The 16,522-nt window shown below is 39.2% G+C and carries 14 protein-coding genes and 1 pseudogene; 1 reads left to right on the top strand and 14 read right to left on the bottom strand.

Features of this window, described 5'->3' with window-relative positions; translation table 11 throughout:
• Window position 1: 1 nt before the first annotated feature.
• The 10 genes and pseudogenes from HMPREF0027_RS12215 to HMPREF0027_RS03590 all read right to left on the bottom strand — a co-directional run bounded on the left by HMPREF0027_RS12215 (window position 2) and on the right by HMPREF0027_RS03590 (window position 11,642).
• The gene (locus HMPREF0027_RS12215) at window positions 2-583 is read right to left on the bottom strand and encodes an alpha/beta hydrolase (protein ID WP_005622347.1); all 582 of its coding nucleotides are present in this window, start codon (window positions 581-583) and stop codon (window positions 2-4) included.
• Window positions 584-975: 392 nt separating this feature from the next.
• Window positions 976-2,103 (bottom strand): site-specific DNA-methyltransferase, encoded by a 1,128-nt coding sequence (locus tag HMPREF0027_RS03630; protein WP_005622346.1) that lies wholly within the window; start codon window positions 2,101-2,103, stop codon window positions 976-978.
• A gap of 121 nt (window positions 2,104-2,224) precedes the next feature.
• Window positions 2,225-3,100, bottom strand: coding sequence for a hypothetical protein (locus tag HMPREF0027_RS03625; protein WP_005622344.1), 876 nt, complete (start codon window positions 3,098-3,100; stop codon window positions 2,225-2,227).
• Between the two features lie 100 nt (window positions 3,101-3,200).
• Window positions 3,201-4,342 (bottom strand): annotated as a pseudogene (locus HMPREF0027_RS13095) (NADH-dependent flavin oxidoreductase).
• A gap of 178 nt (window positions 4,343-4,520) precedes the next feature.
• Entirely contained in the window at window positions 4,521-5,969 is a 1,449-nt protein-coding gene (gene thiI, locus HMPREF0027_RS03615; RefSeq protein WP_005622340.1) for a tRNA uracil 4-sulfurtransferase ThiI, read from the bottom strand.
• A gap of 186 nt (window positions 5,970-6,155) precedes the next feature.
• A complete protein-coding gene (gene purA, locus HMPREF0027_RS03610) occupies window positions 6,156-7,454 on the bottom strand; it encodes an adenylosuccinate synthase (RefSeq protein ID WP_005622339.1) in 1,299 nt (432 codons plus the stop codon).
• 190 nt (window positions 7,455-7,644) lie between these two features.
• Entirely contained in the window at window positions 7,645-8,532 is an 888-nt protein-coding gene (gene hflC, locus HMPREF0027_RS03605; RefSeq protein WP_005622338.1) for a protease modulator HflC, read from the bottom strand.
• Between the two features lie 2 nt (window positions 8,533-8,534).
• Window positions 8,535-9,719: an FtsH protease activity modulator HflK gene (gene hflK, locus HMPREF0027_RS03600; RefSeq protein ID WP_005622337.1), complete on the bottom strand. Its 1,185-nt coding sequence runs from the start codon at window positions 9,717-9,719 to the stop codon at window positions 8,535-8,537.
• 189 nt (window positions 9,720-9,908) lie between these two features.
• Window positions 9,909-10,226, bottom strand: a complete 318-nt coding sequence (trxA, locus tag HMPREF0027_RS03595) for a thioredoxin (RefSeq protein WP_005597935.1) — start codon at window positions 10,224-10,226, stop codon at window positions 9,909-9,911.
• 123 nt (window positions 10,227-10,349) lie between these two features.
• A complete protein-coding gene (locus HMPREF0027_RS03590) occupies window positions 10,350-11,642 on the bottom strand; it encodes a nucleobase:cation symporter-2 family protein (RefSeq protein ID WP_005622336.1) in 1,293 nt (430 codons plus the stop codon).
• A 2-nt stretch (window positions 11,643-11,644) separates the two neighbouring features.
• Between HMPREF0027_RS03590 and HMPREF0027_RS12080 the strand changes: the two genes are divergently transcribed.
• The gene (locus HMPREF0027_RS12080) at window positions 11,645-11,782 is read left to right on the top strand and encodes a hypothetical protein (RefSeq protein WP_005622335.1); all 138 of its coding nucleotides are present in this window, start codon (window positions 11,645-11,647) and stop codon (window positions 11,780-11,782) included.
• Here the strand turns inward: HMPREF0027_RS12080 and uvrC are convergent.
• The 4 genes from uvrC to pgsA form a co-directional block, all read right to left on the bottom strand.
• Complete coding sequence (gene uvrC / locus HMPREF0027_RS03585) at window positions 11,779-13,611, bottom strand: excinuclease ABC subunit UvrC (protein WP_005622334.1); 1,833 nt, start codon at window positions 13,609-13,611, stop codon at window positions 11,779-11,781. The two genes, HMPREF0027_RS12080 and uvrC, sit on opposite strands and share 4 nt — an antisense overlap.
• Window positions 13,612-13,768: 157 nt before the next feature.
• Entirely contained in the window at window positions 13,769-15,445 is a 1,677-nt protein-coding gene (locus tag HMPREF0027_RS03580; RefSeq protein ID WP_244261834.1) for a TonB-dependent receptor domain-containing protein, read from the bottom strand.
• Window positions 15,429-15,752: a TonB-dependent receptor plug domain-containing protein gene (locus HMPREF0027_RS12440; RefSeq protein WP_005622332.1), complete on the bottom strand. Its 324-nt coding sequence runs from the start codon at window positions 15,750-15,752 to the stop codon at window positions 15,429-15,431. Before HMPREF0027_RS12440 ends, HMPREF0027_RS03580 begins: the two co-directional genes overlap by 17 nt.
• Before the next feature lie 121 nt (window positions 15,753-15,873).
• Window positions 15,874-16,425: a CDP-diacylglycerol--glycerol-3-phosphate 3-phosphatidyltransferase gene (gene pgsA / locus HMPREF0027_RS03575; protein WP_005622330.1), complete on the bottom strand. Its 552-nt coding sequence runs from the start codon at window positions 16,423-16,425 to the stop codon at window positions 15,874-15,876.
• Between the last annotated feature and the right edge of the window lie 97 nt (window positions 16,426-16,522).

The raw sequence follows: 16,522 nt of genomic DNA, 5'->3' as shown, positions 1-16,522 counted from the left end.
GCTATTGATAGGCGGTATCCGCCGTGGCAGGCAACCAGCCAAATAGCTCAAAAGGTAGCAATTTTTGCCCTTGACCCTTTTCGACCATTTGGCGAATGTAGGCACGCTCAGGCTCGCCAACAAAATTAGTTAAATGGGTAACATTAGCGGGGCTGAGTAACAGAAATTTGCTCACTCGTGGATCTTGCGTTTCACTCAAATAATAGATGACTTTATTCGCTCCCAATGAATGCCCTGCCAGCACGATATTTTTATAGCCTTGCTGTTCGGCAAAATCAAGATAAGCGGTCAAATCTTCAATGGTTTTTACAAAATCTTCATTAAACGAACCGATGATTTCAGGCTCATTGGTTAAGGCATTCACTTCTTGCATTTTGCCGAACGCATTGCGAGTTTGTGCATAAAGAAAATCCACCCCTGCCTTGCTCAAGGTTTCCCCAATGTTGTAATAAAACGGATTGGAATAAAAGTTACCGTGAATACCTGTAATCGCAATAACGATAGTTTTCGCTTTAGTTTCTGCTGGGAACAGTACACCGTGCAATACCGTACCTGATTGAGTAGCGATGTTGAGTTTTTTCATTTTTTGCTCCCTAAAATCATTAAAGTGCGGTTAATTATAGGGATTTATTTTTGATGAAAAAGCAATGGAAAGTTAAATGAGTTTTTCTTATTTGGAAAATATATGAGCAAAAAATACCGTCTGAAAAACCAAACAATCAAAACTTTTTATGGTTATAACCAAAATAAAATAGTAAAATTTGCAGTAATTTAGAGTATAACCAAAAAGATTTTACTATGATTAACCGTCCAAATTATCTCCAACAACTCAAACTCTATTGGTACAAAGGAAATTTATTTTGTGCTACATAGGCAGAATGAAAAATTTTATATTCAAGTTGTCTCCAGATTAGTTTGGGCGTTTTTGTTAGGAGGATAAAACTATTGCCTGAAAAACACTTCAGGCAATAGTAACTAAAATCCATTCATTTTTAAGACATCTTTAACTACAGGGTAGTTTTCTATATTAGATAAAACTGAAAATTCGCATGATTCAAGTAAATTTAGATGCTGTTGATTAGTTTTTTGTGGATTTACATAATCCCCATATGCATCTAACCCATTTCTGAAACGTTTGAATATAGCTTTGATACTTTCTAAGCTGTTATCCATTCCTATCCAATTTCTATTTAATTCAAATGCTGCTCCTAATGTAGTTCCGCTACCAGAAAAACAATCCATAACTAAATCATTTGGATTTGATGACGATGCAATAATAAGCTTTAACATATCAAAATTTTTTTCTGTTGGATAACCTGTTGTCTTCTGTGCTTGATTAATGGAATCTCTATAATTAAGCCAAATATCCTGAATAGGAATACCTTGATCAGGGTTACAGAAAACCATTCTTCTTGGGTTTCCTGTAGAACTCCAGTAAATTTCTCCAGCTGAATCCAATTCATCCAACTTATCTGGCGTATATTGCCAATGTTTTCCTTTTGGTGGAAGCTTACCACGCCAAGCCTGTCCCGTAGCTCCATTTCTTTCTCCGGGAGCATGAATAGGTACTTTCTTATAACGTCTACCTTGCTTATCAATATACGGGTATTGTTCTATCATTTTTTCCAATTCCCAAGGCTCAAATGGTCTATGCCAAGTATATTTGTCAGATTTCGTATAGAACATTATATAATCTGAAATATTACCAAAAGTATTTCTTGTATAATTTTTGGTACTGCATTTTTTCCTTGTAATAAAAGCTCTACAATTCTTTTCACCAAAAATTTCATCCATTATTAACTTCATAGTAAAGGCCATATTGCTATCTAAATGAAGATAAATAGATCCATTAGAAGCTAATAATTCCCTCATCAAAATTAATCTTTCTCTTAAAAACTCAACAAATTCAGCACCTTCTAATGTGTCACTATACGCATGTTGCTGGTCTTTATTTTTAAAGTTGTGTGATGTTGCATATGGTGGGTCAATATAAATAAGATTAATTTTGCCACTGTATCCATTATTTAATAGATATTGCATACTATCTAAGTTATCACCAAAGAATAGTTTATTTTGATTATTGACATCATTATCATCTATCACATGAAATTCTTTATAATCAAAATTAAGAATTTCAGATTCTTCTTTTTTCCCATTATATATAATAGTAATTGGTTGTTTTTTACGTTTATTTTTTTATTAGATGGTATTCCTACAGCCATTATTAATCTTCCCCTTTCAACCAAGATTCCGACAATCTATCATCTAGCATTCGGAGAGTAATTACTTTAACATTATTAGGATGTCTTTCCTCTATTTTAGAATAATCTTCCCACATTGAGCCTAATAATAATCCCGGTCCATCATTTAAAAAAATAATTTTTGTTTTCAAATTGTTAGATTTTATATATTCTAAAATTTCATCTGAGCAATTTTTATATCCCCCAGTTCTGTCATCTTCTTGAGCTCCGCCACGGTCACCATCATATCTAGCTAACCCAACAGCATAAATAATTTTTTTATCTTGTGAAGAAATAACAAAATCAAGCGGTCTACTATTATTTGGATAATCATTCCAAAGATCTATAGCTTGGACATCACTACCTGCTCCGCGAGGCCCCCAAATTAACAAATCAGGAAACTTTATTTGGATTAAATCAAAAAATTTATCTGTTAAATCATATCCTTTTTTTCCTCGATCTTTATATTCCCAAAGAACGGCACATAATGCCTCATCAGGTAAAGGTCTTGAATCAAATTTCTTTTGCACTAGTGGAATTGGTCTAAATCCATCACCAAAATCATTACAAATTTTACTAGCCTGATTTTTCTTTTTAAGCATCTCTACAGGAGTTTCGGGAGATACATATTTTCTAAACACTCTGCAAAGTTGAATACGCATCCATTGATTTTGAGTATTAGATATATTTAATAATAATGCTTTTGAACTTTCTGAGGTTTTTAATAATCGAGAAAAGGTTTCAAGTACAGGAGTATATAGATTACAAGCATCAACTAAGATGTCAGGATAATATTCACCACTAGATAAAGTTATATAATTTCTACGTTCATCTGCAGTATAGTCTCTAAAATTCTTCATCAAATGTTCCCCTATTTAAATAGATAACACATTTTAGCACCCAATTTGAATCACGCAATAGGGCACATTCTATACCGATAAGATCAGCGACAGCATTCATTTAAAAATAATTAGTCCTATATCTCACCCCATTTTGTTTTGACGGTGGGAAGAAATCCGTGCCAGCCATTGTGCCTTGTAGCATTGCTGGGGTGTAGCGGTAGTAATCCGCTTTTTCCCAGTCGAAGGTACTTTCAATTTCTGCTTCTCGTCCAGTCTGGATCAGTTCCACGAGATTCGGGTTGAGCATAATGCTTTTACCGATTGAAACACTTTCCACCCAGCCTGTTTGGTAGGCGTTAAGCATATCATCTGCGGTGTAGAGATTGCCCGAGGCAAAGAACGGCATTCGTCCGTTGATACGGTCGTGTACCACTTGCACTCGGGTAAGGTTGGTATCCGCCCCACGGCGAACTTTTTTGTAGAAATCCCACAATGAAATGTGCAGATATTGCAACGGTTTTTCCAACAATGCGTCCACTAATGCGAGCGTTTCTTTCATCATAATGCCGTCTTCACCAGGTTCTTCAGGCGAGAAACGGTAGCCAATGATGAAATCAGGGCGGTTATATTTTTTACGCATTTCATCAATTTTATCCACAATCGCGAGCGGAAAACGCATTCGTTTTTCCAAATTTCCGCCCCAGTAATCCGTGCGTAGATTGGTTGCCGCCGACATAAATTGTTGAATGAGCCAGCCATTTGCACCGTGGATTTCAACACCGTCAAAGCCTGCTTTCATCACTAATTCTGCGGCATAGGCGAAACTGTCCACCATTTCCCACACTTCCTGCTCTGTCATCGAGGAAAACGTCCGTACAGATCGCCGGTTGGGGCGAGCACATCGTGTCCTTGGGTCATCGAACGTTCGGCACGACTGCCAGAATGGGCAATCTGTACCACCGCTTTTGCTCCTTGTGCGTGGGCTATTTCCGCATATTCACGCAAGGTAGGTAAGTGGCGTTCATCAAAAGCATTTGGGCTTTCAAAGCCAATACCACTTGGGTGAACGTTAGTAAACGGCATAATGTACAAGCCAAAACCTTCAAAACGGTTCTGCCAAAAACAGCGACCAGCTTCTGTCATCTCGCCGTCTTCGCCAGAATCGTAAATGGTTAAAGGGGCAACAGTTAGGCGATTTTTGATTTCTACGCCATTGTTGAGTGTGTAAGGGGTAAATAATGGGCTGTATTTAGGATTCATTTTAGTTCTCCATATATGATTGCTTTGTTGAGAACTATTTTATGGATTTATTCTTGATGAAAAAGCAACGAGAAATTAAATGAGTTTTGCCAAATTGGAAAATATAGCTGATAAAAAAAGCGGTCAAATTTTACAAATTTTTTGCAAAAAATGACCGCTTTTAAAGTTGCTAAAATAATTAGTGTCGGAACACTTTTACATTACTAAAGCCATTCTCTTTGAGATAAAGCGCTTGTAATTTGCTCATTACTCCACGTTGGCAATAAAGTAAGTAGTTTTTCGATTGATCCAACGAAGCGAACTGGCTTGAAAGTTTATAGAACGGCATTAATTTTACTTCTACGCCATCCAAACTAAACGGAGCTTCATCGGTTTCTTCCGAGCTACGAATATCTAAAATAATATCGTTTTCCGTTAATTCAGAAGTAGTTTCAACCAACACAACCTCTTGTTCCGTTTGTTGAGCAATCTCACGAATATCAAGGAATTGTGCGTTTGCAACTGCTTGTTCCAACACTTCAAAATTGAAATGCCCTTCCTCTTCCACAATTTTGCTTTCAATTGCTTTCACGGTCGGATTTTTCGAGATAACGCCACAAAATTCCGGCATAGATTTAGCAATATCATCGGTACCAATTTCTTTTGCCATGGCGATAATTTGCTCTTTATCGTGCGTGATCAACGGACGTAATACCAATGTGTCAGACGCTTTGTCTATTAAACGTAAGTTGGTTAAGGTTTGGCTGGAAACCTGACCTAACGCTTCGCCGGTCACGATCGCTTGAATATCGAAACGCTCGGCAATTTTACTTGCAGCACGCACCATCATACGTTTTAACACCACGCCCATTTGACCATTATCGACTTTCTCTAAAATTTCGCCGACTACATTTTCAAAATTAATCGCCACAAAACGGACTTTGTGTGAAGTGCTGTAACGGCTCCAAATATGGTACGCCATTTGTTTTACACCGATTTCGTGCGCCGCACCGCCTAAATTAAAGAAGCAGTAATGTACACGCGAGCCACGGCGAATCAGCATATAACTTGATACGCCTGAATCGAAGCCGCCGGAAATAAGCGATAATACATCTTCTTGCGTACCGATCGGATAACCGCCTAAACCTTCATGACGAGCATTGATCAGCAACATTTTATCGCCATCAATATCAATACGCACGGTTACATCCGGCTTGGTTAATTTCACACGAGCCGATTCAATATGTTGATTTAAACCGCCGCCGACATATTTTTCTACATCTAACGAACGGAATTCGTGCTTACCTTTACGGCGTACACGCACGCAGAACGTTTTGCCTTCTAACTCATCCCGTACTTTTGCCAATGTATTTTCAAAGATATCGTGCATCGTAGTAAACGGCATTTCTTCCACTTCTAAAATGTGGTGAATACCCGGTGTACGTTTCAGTAACTCCAACACCATCGGTGCTTCTTCCACCACTTTGGCACGCACTTCAATAAAATCCCAGTTACGAATCACCGCCACATTTTCAGTTTCACGCAATAACACATTACGGATATTTGAAGTCAGAATTTTGATAAAGCGTTTACGAACCGAATCGCTTTTAATCATAATTTCAGGGAAAAGTTTAATAATAAATTTCATTTTTCGGTTTCACTACAGAAAAAAATTGCCCAAACAAGCGGTTAAATTTCGCTAAAAATTTGCAAATTTAACTGCTTCTCAGACAAGTATCAAAAAACAATTACCACGGAAAGCACAGAATGCACAGAAAATTCCGTGAACTCCGTGTTTTCCGTGGTAAGAAAACGACTTAAAATTTAAACGAAATTACGCCGCAAATGGGTCACGTAAGATCATTGTTTCAACACGATCCGGACCAGTTGACAGAATATCAACCGGCACACCAACAAGCTCTTCAATACGTTTGATATAATCTAACGCTGCTTGTGGTAATTCTTCACGTTTAGTTACACGGAAGGTGTTTTCAGACCAGCCCGGCATGGTTTCGTAAATCGGCTCAACACCTTCCCAATCTTTCGCTGCCATCGGTGCATATTCTACGATCTCTCCGTTTGGCATTTTGTATGCAGTACAGATTTTTAACTCTTCAAAGCCGTCTAATACGTCTAATTTTGTCATACAGAAGCCTGAAATCGAGTTAATTTGTACTGCACGGCGCACTGCTACCACATCAAACCAACCACAACGGCGTGGACGACCAGTTACCGCACCGAATTCATTACCTTTACGTGCGATTTCCGCACCAACTTCATCAAATAATTCAGTGGTGAATGGGCCACTACCAACACGAGTACAGTATGCTTTGATGATACCTAACACGTAGTCAAGATTACGAGGACCAAAACCTGAACCGGTTGCAACACCACCTGCAGTAGTATTTGAACTGGTTACAAACGGATATGTACCGTGGTCGATATCTAACATTGTGCCTTGCGCACCTTCGAATAAGATATTCACGCCTTCTTTACGTGCTTCGTGAAGTAAAGTTGTTACATCTGCAACCATACCTTTAATCACATCAGCTACCGCAAATACATCGTCTAAAGTTTTTTGGAAATCTACCGGCTCAACTTTATAGTAATGTACTAATTGGAAGTTATAGTAATCTAAAATATCTTTTAATTTTTCAGCAAAGGCTTCTTTATCAAATAAATCGCTTACACGTAAACCACGACGAGCAACTTTATCTTCGTATGCCGGACCGATACCACGACCGGTTGTACCGATTTTATTTTTGCCTAATGCCGCTTCACGCGCGTGATCTATTGCAACATGGTAAGGAAGAATTAATGGGCAAGCTTCTGAAATTTTTAAACGCTCACGAACGTTAATACCACGTGCTTCTAATTCACCCATTTCTTTCATTAGTGCTTCAGGAGAAAGCACTACACCGTTACCGATTAAGCAAGTTACATTATCACGTAAAATACCGCTTGGAATAAGACGAAGAACAGTTTTTTCACCATTGATAATTAAGGTATGGCCTGCGTTGTGACCACCTTGATAACGAACCACGTATTTTACACGGTCTGTTAATAAATCTACGATTTTACCTTTCCCTTCATCGCCCCACTGAGTGCCGAGAATAGCAACACTTTTACCCATAGGAATTGCCTCTTTTTGTTAGTATGAATGGATTTTCTACTACGGAATACACAAAAAACACTAAACAAGCGGTCCAATTTCTCGCAAAATTTGCAAATTTAACCGCTTGTTCACTATGCGCCTTTCGGTATTTTCGCTGTAGTAAATGAAAAATTAAAGACCCGATATAGATCGGGCCTTATAGATACAGTTATTTTGTCGGTGCTTTCATAAAGCGGAAGAACTCGCTATCCGATTTAAGTAGCATCATATTGTTTTGATCTTTCGCAAAGCTGTTTTCGTATGCTTTTAAGCTACGTACGAAGCTATAAAACTCCGGCTCTTGGTTGAATGCATCCGCATAAATTTTTGCAGCTTGTGCGTCACCTTCACCACGTAAAGTTTCAGCTGTTTTCTTCGCTTGCGCTTCAATAAGAACCACTTTCTTATCTACTTCGGCACGAATAATTTCAGCTTTTTCTTCACCTTGCGAGCGATGTTCGCTTGCAACTGCAGCACGTTCTGCACGCATACGTTGATAAATTGAAGATGAAACTTCATTCGGTAGGTTGATCTGTTTTACACGTACGTCAACCACTTCGATACCAAGTTTCTCAGCACCGTCATCACCGTCATTTAATGCTTTTTGTGCTCCCACCATCAATTCACCGCGAGAACCCGATACAATATCTTTAATCGTACGAGAACCGATTTCAGAACGTAAACGGTCACCTACTTTACGTTTTAACAGATCCGAAGCACGTTGCGCATCACCGCCAGTTGCGGTATAGAATTGACCGAAATCGCTGATACGCCATTTTACGTAAGAATCAACTAATAAGTCTTTTTTCTCAACCGTCACAAAGCGATCTTCTTGATCATCTAAAATTTGAATACGTGCATCCAACACTTTTAAGCTATCAATAAACGGTGCTTTAAAGTGTAAACCCGGTGCATAAACCACCACTTTTTGGTCTACGTCACGATGCACTTTATTAAAGCGCAGCATAATGCCACGATAGCCTTCTGGCACAATCGTTACGCAAGAAAGTACGATAAATCCCACAAGCGCTAAAACAGGTAATAATAATTTACGCATTATTAAAATCTCCCTTTACGTACTGGTTCTGCATTTTGTGAATTCGGCACAGAATGCGTTTGAACTGGAGGTACAACTTGCGGTTGCTGAATAACGATAGGCGCGACTTGTCTTACTGATTCAGAAGCAGCCGGTTTAGCCAATAATCTATCTATTGGTAACACATTTAAATTATTGCCATTACCATCCATAATCACTTTCGGCGTGTTTTTCATTACTTTTTCCATCGTTTCGATATATAAACGCTCACGCATTACTTTCGGTGATGATTTATACTCCGGTAAAAGTTTAGAGAAACGCTCTACTTCACCTTTCGCCTCCAATACAATTTGATCTTTATATGCGGTTGCTTGTTCTACGATACGTTGTGCTTGACCACGTGCAATCGGCTCACGACCACGCGCATAAGCCTCCGCTTCACGGATTAAACGTTGCTCGTCTTCTTGTGCTTTGATCGCATCATCAAATGCGTCTTTCACCTCTTCCGGCGGACGAGCAGATTGGAAGTTTACGTCAGTGACTAATAACCCCATATCATAAGTCTTGATGATATCACGCAAGGTTTGCCAAGTTTTCTCACGTACTGTCGCACGACCGGTAGTTAAAATATCGTCCATCGACATATGACCGATCACATAACGTAACGCACTGTCGGTCGCTTGTTTTAAGCTATCATCCGCATCACGCACGCTAAACAGATATTTAGCCGGATCTTCAACACGGTACTGAACGGTCATTTCAACCTGTACCATATTTTCATCTTGTGTCAGCATTGAGCCACTGGTTTTCAGTTCAGAAACTCGCTCGATATTTACCGGCGTCACCTCATCAATTAAGGTCGGTTTCCAGTTTAAACCCGGCATCACGATGTTATGAAGTTTACCGAAACGGGTTACTACGCCACGCTCGGCTTCTTTAACCGTATAAAAGCCTGATACGCCCCATACAATGGTTGCGAAAATCAAAGCAAGCGGTAGAAATTTACCAAAATTTTGCGAAGGCGCTGAATTATTATCTTTATTACCACCCATTTTCTTTAATAAAGAACTAAAAGCTTCCTCTAAATCCGGCGGCTCTTGGCGATTATTTTGCTTATTTGGCTCTTGTTGTGAACCTTGCTGCTCAGGCTTCTTTTGACCCGGCTTACCCCACGGGTCTTGTTGATTGCCTGGTTCATTCCACGACATAAATTTCTCCAAAGAATAGGGGCTAAGCCCTCGAATCTACTCTTACCAATTGTAAAAAAGTGTAACTGGAAGATTGTACCTATTTGTGCTTGATATTGCTAGGCTTTATTAGCCTAAGGCGGTCTTTTTTAACAATTTTTTTGCAAATGAAAAAGGGCGAACCAAATTCGCCCTTTCTCGAAATAAAAATTAAAGTGCTTGTTCAACAAATGCACTTAATTGTGATTTTGGTAATGCACCAACTTGCGTTGCAACCACTTCACCATTTTTGAAAAGAATTAATGTTGGGATTGAACGAATACCGAATTGTGCAGGGATTTGTTGGTTCTCATCCACATTTACTTTAGCAATTTTTGCACGACCGGCAAACTCTTCTGATAATTCGTCTAAGATTGGTGCCACCATACGGCAAGGACCACACCATGGCGCCCAAAAATCTAATAATACCGGAACGTCCGATTTTAAAACTTCTTGTTCAAAAGTTGCGTCAGTAACTTGTAATGTCATAATTTGTTTCCTTAATTGATAATCTAAAAAGAAAACGCCACTTGACCGTGACGTTAAGTTATTTCGTAAGATAAGGCTTCACTTACCTAATTTCAAATAAGTTTTTCCAATTACACTAATTATTTATTCCTTATCCTCAGGAAGAATCAGATTTAGCACTAATGCAAGTAGTGATCCGACCGTAATGCCCGAGCCGAATACCTCTTTAAAGAAGCTCGGTAACTTATCTAATAATTCGGGACGAGTCGTCACCGCTAAACCGCAACCGATTGAAATCGCAATAATTAAACCGTTACGTTTTGAACGTTCCACTTTATCCAACATTTGGATACCGGCGGCGATAATCATAGCAAACATCATTAAGCCCGCACCGCCTAAAACAGGGCTAGGAATCGAAACGATTAATGCACCGAACCAAGGGAATACACCGGCTAAAACCAGTAATACGCCCATAATCGTTACCACATAGCGGCTTGCCACACCGGTCAACGAAATGACCCCAATATTTTGGGCGAATGATGAGAATGGCGTGGTTGACATAATTGCCGCAAACGCAGAACCTAAACCGTCACATAATACCCCGCCACGTAAATGCTTACCGGTAATTTCAGTTTGCGTAGCATTACCTAAAGCTAAGAAGTTACCGCTTGATTCAACAATTGTCACTAAATAAGCAATCGACATCCCGATAATACCTGAAATTGGAAATGCTAATCCGAAATGCAACGGCTGTGGAATAGCAAAACTCTCTGCATTTTTAACCGCATCAAAGTTGATCCAACCTAATGCTAACGCCACTACATAACCGACCATCATACCGATCACGATTGCTGCCGCCGAGAAAATACCTTTCCCCCATTGCACTAAAATCACAACCAGCACAAGTACAAAAGTCGCCATCGCAAGATTTGCCGGATCCGCATAATGCGCATCGCCTTTTTGACCGCCGGCGAACCAATCCACCGCAACCGGAATTAAGCTTAAACCGATCATCATGACCACCACACCGGTAACGACAGGCGGGAATAATTTACGCACATACGGCATAAAGAAACTACCGATGATCATCACTAACGAACCGACTAACGATGCGCCCATAATACCGGCAACACCATGTTCACTAAAACCGATTGCAAGCGCCGCCGCCACGAAAGTAAAGCTGGTTCCCATCACGCTTGGTAAACGTAAGCCAATCGGGCCGAGACCTTGGCATTGAATAATAGTTACGATCCCTGAAACCAATAATGCCGCATTCACTAATACAATCGTATCCGGAGTCGGAAGTTTAAGTACATTACCAATAACAAGTGGCACAGCGATAATGCCGCCAAGCGCGGCTAAAAGGTGTTGCGCCGCAAGAAGAAGGGTTAATCCGAAAGGTGGTTTGGAATCAACAGGATAACGTAAATTTTGCATAAATGCCTCAAACTAAAAAAATTGGGGCGAATTATACGCTCTCACAAACGATTGCGCAAACGTTTGCTTTAGGTAAATGTAGTAAAAACAAGCGGTTAAATTTGCAAAAAATTCTACAAATTCGACCGCTTGCTACTTAGCTATTTTGTAACGTATCAAAAATCACTTCAGCAAGTTGTTTTGAAATGCTGGGAACGGATTGAATTTCTTCTAACGTAGCGGATTTCACGCCTTGCATTCCACCGAGGTATTTCAGTAACGCTTGGCGACGTTTTGCTCCTACACCGGCTATTGATTCCAATCCGCTTTCCGTAAAGGCTTTTTGGCGTTTTTTGCGGTGTCCGGTAATCGCATGATTATGTGATTCATCACGAATATGTTGAATCAAATGCAAAGCAGGACTGTCCGGCGGTAAGTGAATTTCCTTATCCCATTTGCTGATCAATAAGGTTTCTAAACCGGCTTTCCGCTCTACTCCTTTCGCCACACCAATTAACAACGGTTTACGCTTATCCCAACTGACATTTAACGAAGCAAAGGTTTCTAACGCTCGATTAAGCTGCCCTTTACCGCCATCGATAAAAATAATATCTGGGATTTTTTCTTCTTCCAAATTACGATCATAGCGTTTTAATAGGGTTTGCTCCATTGCCGCATAGTCATCACCACCGGTAATACCTTCAATATTAAAACGGCGGTAATCTGATTTTAACGGCCCATGTTCATCAAATACAACACAAGAAGCTACCGTTTGATTACCCATTGTGTGAGAAATATCGAAACACTCCATCCGTTTGATTTCCGCTAAATTGAGTAATGCCTTGAGTGAGTCATAACGCTGGCGAATATGCGTATCTTGTTTAAGTTGTAAAGTAAGAGCGGCTTCCGCATTGGTTTTCGCCAATGCCAAATAGCGGCTTTTATCGCCACGAATATTTTTATCGGCAATACTAACTTTATGTCTCGCTTGTTCCGACAGCACATTAGCTAATGTGGTCGCTTCACTTAACGGCTGATCGATAATAATTTGATTCGGTATCGTGCGATGTTGGTTCATCTGTAGATAAAACTGACCAACAAAGGTATCCGCCAACTCAGTTAAATCGGTATTGTTCGGCACTTTAGGAAAATAGGAACGATTGCCCAATACCTTACCGTGGCGCACAAATAAAATATGTACGCAAGCAATGCCGTGCTGATAAGCAATCGAAATAATATCCAGATCGTCCAAACGTTCGTTAGAGACAAATTGCTTTTCTTGTACCGCTCGTACCGATTGAATCTGATCGCGAAAACGAGCTGCACCTTCAAAATCCAGATCTTCCGCGGCACTTTCCATTTTTTGTACCAAATGCTCAACCACTTGTCCGTCTTTGCCCTGTAAAAACAAACGGACTAAATTCACTTGGTTATCATATTCTGCTTGCGAGTAATAACCTTCTACACAAGGGGCAAGACAACGTCCGATTTGATATTGCAAACAAGGGCGAGAACGATTTTTATAGTAGCTGTCTTCACATTGGCGAATCGGAAACAGTTTTTGCAGCAAGTTTAGCGTTTCACGCACTGCCCCAGCATTTGGATAAGGACCAAAATATTCACCGGCAATTTTTTTACTACCACGAAACGAAGTAATTCGAGGATGTTGATGCTTCGTGAGTAAAATATACGGATAGGATTTATCATCACGCAAAAGCACGTTGTACTTCGGCTGATTCTCTTTAATATAATTATGTTCAAGCAATAACGCTTCCGTTTCCGAATGGGTTATCGTAGTTTCAATATGATGAATGTTAGCAACTAACGCTTCGGTTTTCTTACTGGCGAGTTGACTACGAAAATAACTGGATAAGCGTTTTTTGAGATCTTTGGCTTTACCGACATAGATAATGGTATTTTTCGCATCATACATACGGTAAACACCGGGAAGATGAGGGACATCGACAAGAAAGGCTTTAGCATCAAACATAAACAAAATTGAGTATCGAGTTAAATAAGAAATTAAGTCTATGATAACCAATATTTGGCTATTAGGGTACTTGCTTATAAAATACGCCAAATAGAAGCAAAAAAGCGGTTATATTTATAACCGCTTTTGCAAATGGATTTTGCCAAAAACTAATTTCTTAGAAGCTATAGTTCATACCCAATTTAAATTCACGTCCTGGGCTTGGTGGCGTAATCGCTGTATTTCTTTGGCTATGGCTACGATAGAATTTGTTACCAATGTTTTTCACCGTGAAATTCACGTTAAAGTTATCTTGGTTAAGAGGCTGCCAATTAACAAAAATATCATGTACACCATATCCGATACGTCTTTTCGTTTCTGCTTTTTCGCCTGAGCCAGTTTGATATTCTTTAGATTGTGCATAACGACCTAACCAACCAAGCTCTAAACTTGGTTCCGCAAATTTATAAGATATACCAGTACTCCATTGACGACCTTGAGGGATGATATTCAGTGGATCATTAGAAAGTGCAAAATCCGTTTTAGGATCAGCATAAGCCACGCCGGCAGTTAATTTTAAACCGTTCCATTGATAATCTAATTCTGCATCATAACCTTTGGTTTTTAACGTTCCCGCATTACTAATGATACTATCTTTTGTTTGATAGAAGTTTTTCACTCTTTGCTCAAACACGTTCCCTTTTAAACTAAAATCAAAGTATTTCCATTCAAACCCAATTTCAGCTAAACGTGCATTCTCAGTCTTTAAATTAGGATCAATAAAACGCAAACCTCTTGCTTTATCTAATGAACCTCGATTATCAGTTACTGTATAGGCAGATGCTAAAATAGGGCTACGACTTGCATAATTTAGCTTAGCATTTAAAACAAAATTCGGCGTAACATCCCAAATCAATCCGAAACTTGGATTCAATTTATTATCAGATACTGACTTCTTACCGGCAATCGGCATACCTTTTTCATCTACTTTACCTGCCGTATCTAAAGTATAGTGATCATAACGTAAGCCTGTTGTTAAAGTGAGCACCTTGCCTAAAGACCAAATACCTTCAGCATATAACCCATACTCAGATTTTTGTTCACCTTTAATATGACCGAATGAGTTTTGGCTACTCGTCTGCTCTTTACGAAGATTCACACCATACTTCAATAGATGTTCATTACTTAATTCACTGGTAAGCCCTAAATTAGCTCCAAGCGTTTTAGTTTTAGAAGAACGTTGATAGCCTGTTAATTTATCTTTTTTATCTTTTTTATCTTTTTGATAATCTTCACGTTGATCTCTTCCATCAATATAAAACGCATTCGCTTTAATATCTCTCGCTACCCCGAGATCTTTACCCGTATATTCTAAGTTGTAAGTACGTGTCGTCGTATTTGCATTTACTGGGCGACTATTAAAAATCATTTCAAAACGATCTTGTCCATTACCATAGAAGGCTTCTTGACGGAAACTTGCACCAATTCGGTGTTGTTCCGTAAGATCATAGCCAAATTTAGCTAAATAATTACCTTGACGACGGGCAGTATTATTTACAATTCGGCTATTAGTATTAACCGCATCAGAATAACCTCGACCAGCCTTATAGTTTTTATCATTTCCCCAACTTCCCAATAGCAAGACGTCTAACTGATTAGCCTGTCCATAAAGTGAAAGTGAACCGTTAGCGCCTTGATTGCTATTATATTCCGAACCAATTCTTGCCCCGAAAGGTTTACCATCTTTCAATAAATCTTTGGCTGAAACAGTTTCGGCACGAATAACGCCATCCGTTACCCCAATACCAGCACTCGCAGCCCCAGCCCCTTTATCAATTTTAATTGATTTCACCATAGAAGGATCTAATTGAAAACGACCTTGGTGATACCATTGTTGAGGTATTATCGACAACCATACCGATACGATCTTGCCCAGCTCCTCGAATCGAAATATATTGTGCGGAAACGCTACCACCACCAATATTAACATCAGTGCGGTTCGCTAATAATTCACGTAAATTACTAATATTTCGAGTGTGGTTTACGGTAGGCTGGGCTTGAACTTCAACAGTATCTAAATACGCTTGATTCGCGGAAGCATAGCCACTAACGGCTAGGCTAATTAAGCTTAATTGAAAAATTGTTTTTTTATGTTTATGCATTATTTGTCTCCTTTGAAATAAATTTCAATTTAATTTTAAATAAAAATGTTTATCATTTCAACAAAAGCTATACATAAACAAAAGGCAGGATACTCTCCTGCCCTATTTATCTAAATTATCCTTATGATCTTAACAGACTACCTTTTGCGGCTTTCAAATATTGAATCATCGACCATAACGTCAGTCCCGCCGCAATATAGAGTAGAATCCAAGCGAGAATTTCCATAGCTAAGTTAAATCGCCATAACACTCCGCCAAGCGCTAACATTTGCGCTGTCGTCTTAAATTTGCCCCATACGGAAACCGCTACACTCGCACGTTCTCCAAGCTCCGCCATCCACTCTCTTAATGCGGAAATAATAATTTCTCGTGCAATCATAATTGCCGCCGGAATAGTAATCCACCATGTATGGTAATATTCCACAACACAGACCAATGCTACTGCAACTAATACTTTATCCGCAACCGGATCTAAAAAGGCTCCCAAACGTGTAGTTTGGTTCCACTTACGAGCTAAATAACCGTCAAAAGCATCGGTAATAGACGCGATAAAGAAAATAAGCGTTGAAATTTCAGGTGCATACCAACCGACAGGTAAATAAAAAGCAACCACAAATAAAGGGATTAGAATTACCCGAAATAAGGTTAAATAGGTAGGAAAATTTAGTTTCATATAGAAGTGCTTGCAAAGTAAATATTTGGTCTTTCAAGTGTACCACACTCATAAGAAAATTTTTAACTATTGCATAGATAAAGTCAATTGACTTTAG

The sequence above is a fragment of the Actinobacillus ureae ATCC 25976 genome, assembly GCF_000188255.1.
Classification (GTDB): Bacteria; Pseudomonadota; Gammaproteobacteria; order Enterobacterales; family Pasteurellaceae; genus Actinobacillus; species Actinobacillus ureae.
Note: the sequence above shows the minus strand (reverse complement) of the source record. Positions and strands in the feature narration are given on the sequence as shown.

Bases quoted from the DNA above. Each gene is read 5' to 3' on its own strand.
- HMPREF0027_RS12215 (WP_005622347.1), bottom strand. From the start codon at position 583: ATGAAAAAACTCAACATCGCTACTCAATCAGGTACGGTATTGCACGGT.
- HMPREF0027_RS03625 (WP_005622344.1), bottom strand. From the start codon at position 3,100: ATGAAGAATTTTAGAGACTATACTGCAGATGAACGTAGAAATTATATA.
- thiI (WP_005622340.1), bottom strand. From the start codon at position 5,969: ATGAAATTTATTATTAAACTTTTCCCTGAAATTATGATTAAAAGCGAT.
- purA (WP_005622339.1), bottom strand. From the start codon at position 7,454: ATGGGTAAAAGTGTTGCTATTCTCGGCACTCAGTGGGGCGATGAAGGG.
- hflC (WP_005622338.1), bottom strand. From the start codon at position 8,532: ATGCGTAAATTATTATTACCTGTTTTAGCGCTTGTGGGATTTATCGTA.
- hflK (WP_005622337.1), bottom strand. From the start codon at position 9,719: ATGTCGTGGAATGAACCAGGCAATCAACAAGACCCGTGGGGTAAGCCG.
- trxA (WP_005597935.1), bottom strand. From the start codon at position 10,226: ATGACATTACAAGTTACTGACGCAACTTTTGAACAAGAAGTTTTAAAA.
- HMPREF0027_RS03590 (WP_005622336.1), bottom strand. From the start codon at position 11,642: ATGCAAAATTTACGTTATCCTGTTGATTCCAAACCACCTTTCGGATTA.
- HMPREF0027_RS12080 (WP_005622335.1), top strand. From the start codon at position 11,645: ATGCCTCAAACTAAAAAAATTGGGGCGAATTATACGCTCTCACAAACG.
- uvrC (WP_005622334.1), bottom strand. From the start codon at position 13,611: ATGTTTGATGCTAAAGCCTTTCTTGTCGATGTCCCTCATCTTCCCGGT.
- HMPREF0027_RS03580 (WP_244261834.1), bottom strand. From the start codon at position 15,445: ATGGTGAAATCAATTAAAATTGATAAAGGGGCTGGGGCTGCGAGTGCT.
- HMPREF0027_RS12440 (WP_005622332.1), bottom strand. From the start codon at position 15,752: ATGCATAAACATAAAAAAACAATTTTTCAATTAAGCTTAATTAGCCTA.
- pgsA (WP_005622330.1), bottom strand. From the start codon at position 16,425: ATGAAACTAAATTTTCCTACCTATTTAACCTTATTTCGGGTAATTCTA.